We start from the raw sequence: 12,512 nt of genomic DNA on the forward strand, positions 1-12,512 counted from the left end.
CCTAAGAGAAAAAAACATATAACTAAATACTGGATAGACCTAAGTACTAAGTCTCATTAATTTACACAGACTTCTTGACAGAACCGATAAATGTACCATTTCCGCCGATATATTGAAAAAAGCGCCGATATTTTCTGGGCCCGTAAAAAAGAGGCTGACCTGTAAGGTCAGCTCTCATTCATAAGAATTGAATTTATAGCAAAAACTAAATGAACCATAGTATTTTCATGGTGAGATTTTGAGGGGAATGTGGAGGTGACATTGATGAAAAAAGCATGTTCACTTGCATTAATATTTCTTTTCTTTTTTTTATATGTACCAATTATATTTGCTGAGAAGGCAGATCATTTATTACTTATCAATTTAACAACAAATCAATTATCTTTTTTTGAAAATGGAAACTATGTACGAACTTTTCCTATTACTACTGGCAAGAAAATTACACCTACACCAGAAGGAACGTTTTGTATTATTAATAAATATAAAAATAAAGAATATCATCGAAAAAAAATCCCGGGCGGTGCACCGAATAATCCACTTGGGACTAGGTGGATGGGTTTAAATAAAAATGAATATGCCATTCATGGAACAAATCGAGAATGGTCGATTGGCAGACGTGAGTCGAACGGATGTATACGTATGTACGATCGGGATATTCAATGGTTGTATGAGCGAATTCCATTACAAACGAAGGTAATTATTACTCATTTTCATACATCTCCTGAATATGCAGCGCATCAATTTGGATACCGGGTTGTCAGCTGGAATGGACGCGTGTTAGAGGAAGAACAAATTGGGAAGATTACAACGATCGATCAGACGAAAATATATTGGCAAGAACCGAACGGACAATTTACAGAAATGCAAACCGTATTACCGAATGAAGTGTATCCGGTGTATTCGCAAGGAAAGAACGGATTTTATTATATAGGAAATAATTTGTATATTATGGATGGAAAAGAAACGACGGTAAAGTATGAACAAGTTCCTTACTCGATATTAAGTAATATCTATAAACGAAAATACGAGGTAAAGTAAAGGATACTGTTTGGATATGGTATCCTTTTTTATCCCGCATTAACGGGCAGTAAAGGCTGGGGAAGCACGGGGAAGAAAACTGCCCGTAAAAGCCCGATTGGGCGGGCTAACCATCAGTGAGAAAAGCGTCACTGATGGAAGTTTCACTTTATATCGCATTGGAGTTCCTCCTTGAATAGAATGATGTAAAGGCGAGGGGGAATATGCGGTGGAGACGGAAGACGGTAAATTTGCATTTAAAATTTTTTTAATCACATTGTGTTTATTTGCTATATACTTGTTCATTTCATTTATCTTTTCGATGTACATTCCGTATGTAGACTTATTGTTATTGGTGGGATTTGTATGGGCATTTGTTGAGGCTAGGGATTGTGAAGATAGTATATATCGCTGGGTTACATTAGGCGGAACAGCTTTTATTCTTATTGTATATGTTGCAATGATGCATGATGCTTGGAAGCATGTATAAGAGCGTACAATTAATCATACGCTCTTATATCTTCAAGTGCTGGGAGGGAAGAGACTGCTCCATAATTTGTACAAGTGAGTGCTCCAACTTTGTTTGCAAATGAAAGCCCATCTCATGTATTGTGAGATGGGCCGCGGTTTAGTATTTCGGCTGAAAGGTATGGCAACATGTTTCTACGCTTGTTGTTGCCGAACTATCTATCGTTTGTCCAGATAAAATTGTATCTGTATATGACTCGTCTTCTGAGTGTGTAGACTCTTGAGAGTCGGGTTGTACGAAGATGGCAGTTGCTTGACAAAAGTTACCTTGTCCCCAAAATGAGCAGTTAGAGACAGAGCATCGTACTTCTGGCATAGGATCCCCCTCCTTATATAAGTAGTGTGAGATATTTAGGCACACTTCATGTATACAGGAAGTTTCCTTTTCTTGTTACTTTTTATTTTCTGTAAACCACTTTTTAAATTTGTCTTTCGGTTGTTCTCCTTCAATGCGGCTTACTTCTTTACCTTCTTTAAAGTGAACGATCACTGGTGTACCTGTAATTTTAAATTCATCCCACACCGCATTTGGTTCATTTTCTAAGTCGATAACTTTCATATCAATGTTCATATCTTTTGCCATCGGAACGATAATTGGTGATACTTTGTGGCAGTGTGGACAGCTTGTTTGGTAGAAGTATATTGTTTGATCTTTCTTTTCTTGGATATTTTTTCGAAGATCATCTAAAGAGATTTTATTTGTGTAATAATCTGTTTTCGTTTCTTCTTTTGTTTCCATGTTTGATACAGCAAAAATAGCAATTAATAAAGCGATGACAATACCGCCGAACAGAAACATTTTCTTCATTATTTCATCTCCTTATTTGTTTTTAGTAAAAGGAAACTGCAAATTGCAATTATGATAAACGTAATTAGTGCTAAAAATGGAATTGTGACGAAGCCGAACCAATTAATATATTGTCCTGTACATGGAACTCGTCCACATACTGCACCGGCTTCTGAAAAAGCAGGAACCTTTTGAATGGCATAATGATATAGCGAGATACAAGCCCCGATGCTTGCGATTGGAAAAGAATATGTGGCAATGCGGTAATCTTTGCGGGCCACGGCAATTCCAAGTAGTAACACAAATGGATACATAAAAATACGTTGGTACCAACATAATGTACATGGTTCAAATTTCATAATTTCAGAAAAATATAAGCTTCCGAGTGTAGCAATAAATGAAGTTCCCCAAGCTATGAATAACAGAGCTTCTTGTTTTTTTTCGCGGTCCATTTTTTATACCTCTCTTATAATAGTTACATACAAAATTATAGTATGAGGAGCAGGGGAAAAGAAAGCAAAACATTCCACATAATAAAAGTTTTTTGCGCTGAAAACTCGGAAATAAAAAAACAAGGTGAAATACACCTTGTTCTTCATCGGGTTTTAATGATTCACAGCTTTCGTAGAATTTATAAAAAAGCCTTGAATCGCTTCTTTATTTTTTTGCGAATGAAGTTCTAATACTGCCCCGGCATGTTTATACGTTTTCGGTTCGTATCCATTTGCGACTGGAATCCGCATCGTTTCCACTTTTTCAATAGGGTGAGCGAGAACATTACTGCCGAGTGAGAATAACGTTTGCGTATCCATGCTCGTTTGAATATAAGGGAGAAGGTCATAAACGATCATAGGTAATTGGAAGACGCCGTCTACGGATTGCACTTTTTCGGTAAAGGCTTTTTGCAATGCTTGCAGTACTTCTTGCTGGCGCCCTACACGTCCAAAGTCACTTTCAGCATCATGACGGAAGCGTGCATATTTTAATAATTCTTTTCCGTGTAATTGCTGCGAGCCAGGTTGTACATGTAATCCCATATCATTGATAATTGTCTGCGTTACATTTACAGTAATTCCTTCTGGTGCGATAGTGTCTACAATTTTTTCAAATGCAGCAAAATCAACTGTCACGTAATGAGATACATCGATTCCAAAGTTATGTTGGATCGTTTTGCGTAATAATTCAGGACCACCATAATAGTAGGCGGCATTAATTTTATTATACTTTTTATCGTATGTAGGAATCTCTACGTAGCTATCGCGCATAATAGAAGCAAGTTTGACCGTTTTTTCTTGTTTATTATACTGTGCAATCATAATCGTATCAGCCCTAGCTTGCGTTTCTCCTCGTGAATCGCTGCCAATAAGGAGTACGTTCAGTAATCCTTTATCGTTTTTTGCCCCTTGAAACTTAGGAGTTGTTTCTTTTGGTGATTGTTGACAACCGCTGACCAATAGGGCGATAAGTAAAAGTAAGTAAATGTGTTTTTTCACATCATCACGTCCGTTTGCTTATTATTCATAATATGTATTATGAACAATAAGTTGGTAAAATATACTAAGACGCTACCCCAATGAATCGGGATAGCGTCTTATCGTAGTAGGAGCTTGGTTTGTTACATATAGACTTGCTCTGCATATGTTTTTTGCGTAGCATGATCAATATATTGAAACAACAGTTGAAGTTGTTTGTCAATTTCTGGTAATTCTTTACTGTATTGATACGCGTGTAGGAAGTGTTCAATTCGTTTTGAAAACAACTGATCTTCTGTTTGTACCATAAGTACAAGCAGCTTCTCCCAATTGCAACAATATGTGTAATAAAGAGCTTTGTCGTAGTCGGTGTATGTGTGCATTTTGTGCCTCCTTTAATGAGGAGTTATATATAGTGTGTGACAGAAAGAAGGAAATACACTTGAAAGAATTTGTTAACAGAGCGAGGGCTTGGCACAACAAAACGAGGGAGATAATCCCTCGTTTTTATTTCGCTTAAATGGGGAATATGTTAATACATCGTGAAAATTTCAGTTTAGCCCGCTATTCGCGGGCAGTAAAAGTCCCACTGATGGAAGTTTTACTTTATGCTTTTGGCATCGGAGTAGGTGTCGGTTTTGCATAGCCTTCTTTATATTTATTATCAATGTATTTTCGAATTTCAAGTGGTGATTTTCCTTTTTCTTGTAACCTTGCCGATTCTAATGCAATTTCAAGGCAATTTACACAAGTTGTGGCATGAGAATCCCAAACAACTTGACCATCTTTTTTGATTTCACGAATGAAACAGTTTTTATTGCTTTTATGTCCTACGCTCTCACCGCATCCACAGTAGCATGGAATCCATTGAAGCAATTCGGCATGTTGTCCTGCAACAGCGTAAATCTTTTTAATTTGGGCATCTTGTTCCGATAAGAAAGAAGGAAGTGTGTCAATTCCTTTTGTTGTTTCGGCAATATCTCTTTGCTCTTCTGTATGATGGTTATGTGATGAGCTCGTCTCTTTTGCGGGTTGTTTTTGTTCAGCATTGTTACAGCCGATCATTGTAAATGCAAGTATTCCTGTCATACAACATAACAAAAGCGGCTTTTTCATTGGCATTCCTCCTTTAGTTTCCTACAAAAATGGACAGGTATATAAACATATATTAAGCACAGATTGGTTTTAGAAGTAAAAAAGAAGGAGCGAATATACACTCCTTCCTTATCTAGCTTTTTTCATTTTTAGTTCTGCTTTTAACTTCTTCATTTCGGCTTGTATATCCTCTTTTTTCACATTTAATTTTTCAGCAATTTGTTTTACATTCATACCGTCTTTCTTCATTTTTAAAACGTCATTTAAAGGTGTATTGCTTTTTTGTGAAATAACGTTGAGCGCAGCAAGTTGGAATAAAGAGACTTCATAGTCACGCATTGTTTGTTTTACCTGATCTGGCGTTGATTTTTGCATGTCTGCTACTTTTTGAAACAACTTTGCTTTCATCTCTTTACTCATATGATGTTTATGTAGTTTCTTCTTATCAACGCCGAAGTGCTTAGCGGTCTCTTTCCACGTATGCTTTTCTTTATAGTAGTCTAATACAGTGTTAATATCTTTTCCGCTTAACTTAGCAATGCGCGCTGCTTTCTTAATTTCACGCTTTTGATAGCCTTTTTCTGTTAATGATTTGTATTGTTCTTCAGAAATGAATTTATGGTGCACTGTTTCTGCTGGTGAGCTATTTGTAGAAGCATATGCAGTTAGCGATGTTGCTCCGCATAATAATGATACCGCTAACATTCCTGTTACTAGCTTTTTCTTCATGTTTGATCACTCCTATATATAGTTGATTGCTTTTGTTATAGCTTATCCAAAAAGTATGACAAAACTATGAACAAATTATGTTTTAAATAGGTACAATTTGAAAAACTGTATAAATACAAATTAAAAAATCGACATAAAACCTTCTTTCTTTTTAGGTGGGCGAGATCATCTGGCCATGCATAGAAGCGGTCAGGGCTTTTTTCTGCCACATGCAAGGTTTAAAACAAAGGGAGAAAGCAAGTAGCGTTCATGATTTTTTAGACATAGCAGTGGCTAATATGTTGAAAAATTAAAATGGATTTTATATAGAGAAGTAGAGAGTTGTTTCTATATGATAAGAGCTTTAAAATGGAGAGAAAGATTTCAATGAATGGAGAAGATGCTGCGATGCATGTATTAATTGTAGAGGATAATGAAAGTGTGTGTTCTATGCTTGAAATGTTTTTTATGAAAGAAAACTTTCAAGCAACATTTGTCGCAGATGGTTTAGATGCATATGCATTGTTTCAAAAGAAAGAATGGGATTTGCTTATTATAGATTGGATGATTCCAGGGATGGATGGTATAAAGCTATGTCAAAAAATAAGAGAAAGCAGTGACGTTCCGATCATTATGTTAACCGCAAAAGATAGTGAAGCGGATCAAGTGCTAGGATTAGAAATTGGGGCAGATGACTATGTTACGAAGCCATTTAGTCCGCTTACATTAATCGCACGGATGAAGGCAGTTGTCCGCCGTTTAGCAAAAAAACAGGTAAAAAATGAAACGAGTCATTTTCATATTAATGAAGAAACGAGAGAAGTATTTTTAGACGGTGCGAAAGTGAATAATTTAACGCCAAAAGAATTTGAACTACTCGTCTTTTTTACGAAACATCCGCGCCAAGTATTTCGCAGGGAGCAGCTTTTAGAGCGCATTTGGGGCTATCAATTTTACGGAGATGAACGAACGGTCGATGTGCATATTAAACGGCTTCGTAAAAAAATTAGAACGGACTCGCATATATGGATTCAAACTGTGTGGGGCGTTGGTTATAAATTTGATGAAGTGGTAGCTGGTTGTGAAAAGGATTAAATATTTTTATCAGCTGTTGTTTAGTTACATTTTTGTTTTTCTTGTTGCCTTTATTTTATTAAGTGTGATGTTTTTAAGTTTAGCTGAAAATCTTGCTTATGAGACAAAGGTAGACGAGCTTACTTCTTATGGAAATAAAATTATTGATGAGCTTGAGAAAAAGGAAATGGATGTCCATGTTGTGAAATTGAAACATTTTTCTAGTCTACTACGTGCACGTGACACGAAGTTTTTCATCTTTAATGAAAAGGGCGAAATTACGCAATCACTAGTTCATGTAAAGAAAAATCCATTGTTAAGCGAGAAAGAATGGAAGAAAATTCAACATGGTGAAACATTGAAAATAAAACGAGACGTAAATAGATTTGAACAACCTGTATCCATTGTTGCGATTCCCTATATGAGAAATGGTGAACTGCAAGGCGGTGTGATGTTAACTGCTCCCATCCGCAGCACACTTACAATCATTACAGAATTAAATCGTTATTTATTTATTGCAGCAGGCGTTACATTCCTAATTGTACTCGTGGTTAGTATTTTTTTCTCACGCTCTTTAGTAAAACGGGTGCAGCGCCTTCGCGGGGCAACCGCAATGATTGCAAAAGGTCAGTATGATGTACATATTCCTATCGGACAATATGATGAAATTGGTTTGCTCGGAAACGATTTTAACAATATGGCGCAGCAGCTTCATAAAGCACAGACAGAAATCGAGCGTTTAGAAAAGCGAAAGCGTCAATTTATTGCGGATGTTTCCCATGAATTAAAAACACCGCTTACGACAATGAATGGTTTAGTAGAAGGGATGAAGAATGACCTCATTCCAGAGGAGAAAAAGCAGCGCTGCTATGAAATGATGGAACAAGAAACGAAGCGGTTAATTCGCCTCGTTCATGAAACGTTAGACTATGAAAAAATTCTTTCGAATGAAATTACACTTCAAAAAGAAGAAATTGACGTAAAAGAAGTCTTTGAAGTCATTGGTGAACAGTTAGAACTGCAAGCAAAGGAAAAGGGAAATAAGATTGAAATGGATGTCCCCGCTCGTTTATTTGTTTACGCTGACTATGACCGGTTGCTGCAAGTTTTACTAAACATCTCAAAAAATAGTCTGCAATTTACAGAGAACGGAACGATTATGCTTCTTGGAAAAGAAGATGAACAAACAACAATCATTGAAATTGCAGATACGGGTATAGGAATGAAGCAAGAAGAAGTAGCTGCTATGTGGTCGCGCTTTTATAAAGCGGATGCTTCTAGAACAAATAGCTATGGCGAATTTGGATTAGGATTATCAATTGTAAAGGAACTTGTGAAACTGCACGATGGAACAATTGAAGTAACGAGTGAACAAGGTAAAGGAACAACGTTTATCATACGTTTTCCGAGATCATGAAAATCGTCTTACATAAAGTAAGGCGATTTTTTGTTGTGTTATATAAAAAGAAAATGGTTTTTCTGTATTAAATATTGATTTATATAAGGAAACAGGATTATAATTGAAATTGATAATCTTTATCAACTAATGACGTATACATATAGATAAAATTGATGAGGGAGAGGAAAAGATGATAACTTATACTTCTATCGCAACTGTTGTGAAAGAAAGAAGATCCATTCGTGCATTTACAAAGCAAGCAGTAGAAAAAGAATTGTTGATTGACCTATTAAATGATGCAACGTGGGCGCCGAATCATAAGAACCGCGAGCCGTGGCAATGTAAATTATTTATAGGGGATGGCCGCAAAATATTAGTAGACGCTGTGTTAAGTTCTTTTTCAGCAGAGGAAAGAGAAAAGCGCGGAAACATGTTAACAGAACGGTTTATGAATACACCAGCTCAAATCGTTGTTTATATGGATGAAGACCCGCGCCAAGTACAGCGTGATGAAGACTATGCTGCTGTATGTGCATTTATCCAAAACTTCCAGCTGTTAGCTTGGGAACATCGATTAGGAACTGTTTGGAAAACAGGCGGACTCATTTACAATCCTGATTTTATGAAAGGAATCGGTTTAACGAAAGGACACCGAGTTGTTGGTATTTTACATGTCGGCTATTTTGATAAAGTACCAGAAGGAAAAGAGCGTACGCCGATTATGGAGAAGTTAGAGATTGTTGAGGGATAAAGTGAAACTTCCATCAGTGGGGGGGCTTCATCCCTCACTGATAGAAAACTCGCCCAATCGGGTGTTGGTTTGTAATTAAAAGTGTGCTGCAAACGTTGATTTTAAGTAACTACTCAGCCATACATTGCATTTAGAAGTTTAGTAAGGAGTATAATTCCAGCGAAAATACGCTTACCTATAATTGTGCTACCATGAAGATAAAAATGGACCTACACCTCGCTGCCCTTCTTTGTTTTAAAACTTTGCGCGTGGCAGGAAAAGGCCCTGACCGCTCCTATGCATCGCCAGTCCCTCTCGCCCATTTAAAAAAATGCTTTTCTGTCGGTTTTTTATAAAGTAACTGAGTAGTTACAAATACCTTTTTATACATAACATCACTCTTTTTTGCCACTATTGATTTTTTGCCTCATCTAGTTATTGAATTCATTAACTGGAAGAAGTATTCAGGTTTATGAGTCTTATGTAGGTTATACCATGAATGCAATGTATCTGGTGCAAATACATCTAAGGTTTTCAGTACTTCCGTCGCAAATTCCAGAGGGGCTATTCCAGATGCAGTAACCAAATTCTTATCAGATACTACGGGTCCCATCTCATAAAATTTTTCTCCTTTATAATTAGGACAGACCATTTTCATATACTCTAAGTTATTACTTGTATGCTTTCTAGAGTCTAGGTATCCAATATTCGCCAGTCCCTCAGTTGCACCACAAATTGCAGCAACAATAGTGCCAAGCTTTAAAGCTTCGCCAATTTTTTTCAAAATAGGTTGATGAATATCTTCTCCCCAAGTATTTCCTCCAGGTAAAACGATAAGATCTGTACTCTCAAGAGTACACTCATCAAGAGAAATATCTGGTTTTATATTCAGTCCTCCCATTGTAGTAATAATTTCTTTAGTAGCTCCTACTGTAACTACTTTTAAAGGTGCTAAATCTTTTTTGAAATATCTTCCTGAGTTTAGTTCAGCAATTAAATATCCATATTCCCAGTCTGACATTGTATTAAATACATAAAGATAAGCTTTTTTTGTTTGCATCCAATCACACTCCAATTACAATTGATATAGCCTATTATAAAATAACTTCCCTGACAGCTAACGTCAGGGAAGTTATCATACTTGATGAAATTGTATTAATTCTGACAGAACTTCAATAAATCTTTTCTTAAGACTCATTGGCTCAATAATTTGAATAGATTTACCGTATGGTAAAAGTAGATAAGGTACATATGTATGTAGTATATCTTTTTCAAGAAGGAATACAGCTTGATTTGAAGTTCGTTCATGTAAATAATTTCCTAAAAACCAATGTTGGCAAACATCATTTAGCGTACTTTTATTTCCATTAATAATTAAAGAAATAATCCCTTTCTTATCTTCTATAGTAGGAAGGAGGTTTTTCAAAAAAAAGTCACGTGCTGAAAAATTTTCTGGCCGGTTAAACTTATTTCCAGTTAGCACTAGACTTTCAATTCTCTCTACTCTAAAACTGCGGATATCATTTCTAAGATGACAAAATCCAATCATATACCACTTATTATTCCAATAAATAATTCTGTATGGATCAACCAATCTATACTTTGATTGCTCTTCGCCACTTTTATGGTATTGGATTTTTACAGAGCATCCGTCAGCTACAGCCTGCTCCAGCTCCTTCAAGAAAGGTTCCATCGAGAGGGAACTTATTCGACTTATTACCTCAAGACTGGTTAAATGTTGATTTATCTTTGTTTCCTGTTCTTGGTTTGAATATTTGCTTAGCTTTGAAATAGCCCTATTTAGTGCTTCTTCTCCATAATATCCAGCCTCTTCTGCAAAAACGGCAGCGTGAAATAGTGATGTTTGCTCCTCAGAATCAAAAAAAAGAGGAGCTTCAACAAAATTATTTAATAAAGTATATCCACCGTTATGTCCTGTGTCTGAAATTATAGGTACACCACTTGTCGAAAGTGTATCAATATAACGATACACAGTCCTTATATTCATCTCTAGCTTTTCTGAAATTTGTTTTGCAGTAATTTTTTCACCTGAGCTAAGCATCCATAGAATAGCTAGTACATTGTCCATTTTAGGCATATAAAGCTACCTCAATATGGAATTTATTATCTATCATATAAGTTTTCCCCTTGACTAGTGTTAAGTAAATTTTACTGTATTAATCATTTGAATTTAACGCATTTTCCTTGAATTATACTATTCTGTTTTATTAGTTTAAATATGACTCTTTACAAATATATCCTCAGACTGTGGATTAAGAAAAAAAACTGTCAGTATTTCAACAGGATTTTTGAACAAACCTTATTATGCGAGTTCTACAGGAAGAGTGAACGTACCATCTTCATGTTGATGTAATGTGTAGACATTTGTAATCGCACTCGTATGGATGACACCGTAAATGTGCGGATATTGTTCACCGTTTGCAGCTAATTCGTACTTTATTTCTGCTTGTACACGCTCGGCATCAATTGCTATCAACATAAGAGAAGATTCTAATGCAAAATGTTTATGAGCAACTCGCAGTGATTGATGAAGAAATGAGCAGTGAATGAAGCCTTCTTCGTGTAAAGAAGGTTCGACAATTACCCCTTTTTCCTTGGCATTCTCCCATGCTTGTACGGTCATAACTTTCATGATTGTTTTCATAGTACTGTCCCCTTTGTAATAACTATTTTCCTAAAGAAAATTTTACATGTTTTTCAAATAAATCGCATCTAAAAGACAGAGGTAGTTTCTATAATCTTCATGAAAGCTTGTTTTCCTTCATACACTGTCATAAGGGAATGTGTAAGGAGGGGAAAAACTATGAGAAGCAGTGAGGATAAAGCATTGCAATATGCAATTGCGGAAATTACAGAAATCGCCACAGGATTTGGATTAGATTTTTATCCGATGCGTTATGAAATTTGTCCAGCAGATATTATTTATACATTTGGTGCTTACGGGATGCCAACACGTTTTTCGCATTGGAGCTTTGGAAAACAATTTTACAAGATGAAACTCCACTATGATTTAGGGCTGAGTAAAATATACGAGCTCGTCATTAATTCGAATCCATGCTATGCCTTTTTATTAGATACAAACTCACTTATTCAAAATAAACTGATTGTCGCTCACGTATTAGCGCATTGTGACTTCTTTAAAAATAATATTCGGTTTTCCAACACAAAACGGGATATGGTCGAAAGTATGTCGGCAACTGCAGAGAGAGTGAAAAATTATGAGCATAAATACGGAAAAGCAGAAGTCGAAACGTTTTTAGATGCAGTATTAGCAATTCAAGAGCACATTGACCCTTCACTTATGAGACCAAAGCTTTCGTGGAGTGCAGATGATCAAGATGAGGAAGAACAAACAAGAAAGGCCCCAACGCCATATGATGATTTATGGAACTTAGAAAATCGAAATAAGAAACGTGAATTACCGAATGCACGGAAGAAAAGAAAGATCCCACCGCAACCAGAAAAAGATTTACTTCTTTTCATTGAACAATACAGCCGCGAACTAGAAGAGTGGCAGCGCGATATTTTAACGATGATGCGTGAGGAAATGCTGTATTTCTGGCCGCAGCTTGAAACGAAAATCATGAACGAAGGCTGGGCTTCGTATTGGCATCAACGCATCCTCCGTGAAATGGACTTAAGCTCAGATGAAGCAATCGAATTTGCAAAGCTAAACGCAGG

Annotated in this window: 16 protein-coding genes; 6 read left to right on the forward strand and 10 right to left on the reverse strand. The window is 36.3% G+C overall.

Translation table 11 applies throughout. The annotated features are described in order from the left end of the window. Positions 1 to 264: 264 nt before the first annotated feature. On the forward strand, positions 265 to 1,038 hold the full coding sequence (locus tag Q9306_RS23535) for a L,D-transpeptidase (RefSeq protein WP_306202909.1): 774 nt from the start codon (positions 265 to 267) through the stop codon (positions 1,036 to 1,038). A gap of 208 nt (positions 1,039 to 1,246) precedes the next feature. Beyond that, positions 1,247 to 1,507 carry a hypothetical protein gene (locus tag Q9306_RS23540; protein ID WP_306202910.1) on the forward strand — a complete coding sequence of 87 codons (261 nt, stop codon included), beginning with the start codon at positions 1,247 to 1,249 and terminating at the stop codon, positions 1,505 to 1,507. A 138-nt stretch (positions 1,508 to 1,645) separates the two neighbouring features. Here the strand turns inward: Q9306_RS23540 and Q9306_RS23550 are convergent, their stop codons facing one another. The 7 genes from Q9306_RS23550 to Q9306_RS23580 form a co-directional block, all read right to left on the reverse strand. Next, entirely contained in the window at positions 1,646 to 1,861 is a 216-nt protein-coding gene (locus Q9306_RS23550; RefSeq protein WP_306202912.1) for a DUF1540 domain-containing protein, read from the reverse strand. Between the two features lie 75 nt (positions 1,862 to 1,936). After that, a complete protein-coding gene (locus Q9306_RS23555) occupies positions 1,937 to 2,353 on the reverse strand; it encodes a thioredoxin family protein (protein ID WP_306202914.1) in 417 nt (138 codons plus the stop codon). Continuing rightward, entirely contained in the window at positions 2,353 to 2,784 is a 432-nt protein-coding gene (locus Q9306_RS23560; protein ID WP_306202917.1) for a disulfide formation protein C, read from the reverse strand. Before Q9306_RS23560 ends, Q9306_RS23555 begins: the two co-directional genes overlap by 1 nt. 153 nt (positions 2,785 to 2,937) lie before the next feature. Next, a complete protein-coding gene (locus Q9306_RS23565; protein WP_306202919.1) occupies positions 2,938 to 3,825 on the reverse strand; it encodes an LCP family protein in 888 nt (295 codons plus the stop codon). 122 nt (positions 3,826 to 3,947) lie between these two features. After that, a complete protein-coding gene (locus Q9306_RS23570) occupies positions 3,948 to 4,187 on the reverse strand; it encodes a YhdB family protein (protein WP_306202921.1) in 240 nt (79 codons plus the stop codon). Positions 4,188 to 4,410: 223 nt separating this feature from the next. Beyond that, on the reverse strand, positions 4,411 to 4,920 hold the full coding sequence (locus Q9306_RS23575) for a PCYCGC motif-containing (lipo)protein (protein WP_306202923.1): 510 nt from the start codon (positions 4,918 to 4,920) through the stop codon (positions 4,411 to 4,413). A gap of 108 nt (positions 4,921 to 5,028) precedes the next feature. Further along, entirely contained in the window at positions 5,029 to 5,628 is a 600-nt protein-coding gene (locus Q9306_RS23580) for a hypothetical protein (RefSeq protein WP_306202925.1), read from the reverse strand. Positions 5,629 to 6,015: 387 nt separating this feature from the next. On the opposite strand from Q9306_RS23580, the gene Q9306_RS23585 reads away from it, so the two are divergent. From Q9306_RS23585 to Q9306_RS23595, 3 genes are all read left to right on the forward strand, one after another. Continuing rightward, on the forward strand, positions 6,016 to 6,702 hold the full coding sequence (locus Q9306_RS23585) for a response regulator transcription factor (protein ID WP_306202938.1): 687 nt from the start codon (positions 6,016 to 6,018) through the stop codon (positions 6,700 to 6,702). Beyond that, positions 6,689 to 8,098: a sensor histidine kinase gene (locus Q9306_RS23590; protein WP_306202926.1), complete on the forward strand. Its 1,410-nt coding sequence runs from the start codon at positions 6,689 to 6,691 to the stop codon at positions 8,096 to 8,098. Before Q9306_RS23585 ends, Q9306_RS23590 begins: the two co-directional genes overlap by 14 nt. A gap of 172 nt (positions 8,099 to 8,270) precedes the next feature. Next, positions 8,271 to 8,831, forward strand: a complete 561-nt coding sequence (locus Q9306_RS23595; RefSeq protein ID WP_306202928.1) for a nitroreductase family protein — start codon at positions 8,271 to 8,273, stop codon at positions 8,829 to 8,831. A 406-nt stretch (positions 8,832 to 9,237) separates the two neighbouring features. Here the strand turns inward: Q9306_RS23595 and Q9306_RS23600 are convergent, their stop codons facing one another. The 3 genes from Q9306_RS23600 to Q9306_RS23610 all read right to left on the reverse strand — a co-directional run bounded on the left by Q9306_RS23600 (position 9,238) and on the right by Q9306_RS23610 (position 11,475). After that, positions 9,238 to 9,870 carry a type 1 glutamine amidotransferase family protein gene (locus Q9306_RS23600; protein ID WP_306202930.1) on the reverse strand — a complete coding sequence of 211 codons (633 nt, stop codon included), beginning with the start codon at positions 9,868 to 9,870 and terminating at the stop codon, positions 9,238 to 9,240. 75 nt (positions 9,871 to 9,945) lie between these two features. Further along, positions 9,946 to 10,908, reverse strand: coding sequence for a helix-turn-helix transcriptional regulator (locus Q9306_RS23605; protein WP_306202932.1), 963 nt, complete (start codon positions 10,906 to 10,908; stop codon positions 9,946 to 9,948). A gap of 225 nt (positions 10,909 to 11,133) precedes the next feature. Beyond that, on the reverse strand, positions 11,134 to 11,475 hold the full coding sequence (locus tag Q9306_RS23610; protein ID WP_306202934.1) for a DUF952 domain-containing protein: 342 nt from the start codon (positions 11,473 to 11,475) through the stop codon (positions 11,134 to 11,136). 159 nt (positions 11,476 to 11,634) lie between these two features. Between Q9306_RS23610 and Q9306_RS23615 the strand changes: the two genes are divergently transcribed. Next, a partial coding sequence (locus Q9306_RS23615; protein WP_306202936.1) for a SpoVR family protein occupies positions 11,635 to 12,512 on the forward strand: 878 nt, incomplete at its 3' end.

It is taken from the genome of Bacillus multifaciens (genome assembly GCF_030756675.1).
GTDB classification, from domain to species: Bacteria; Bacillota; Bacilli; order Bacillales; family Bacillaceae_G; genus Bacillus_A; species Bacillus_A multifaciens.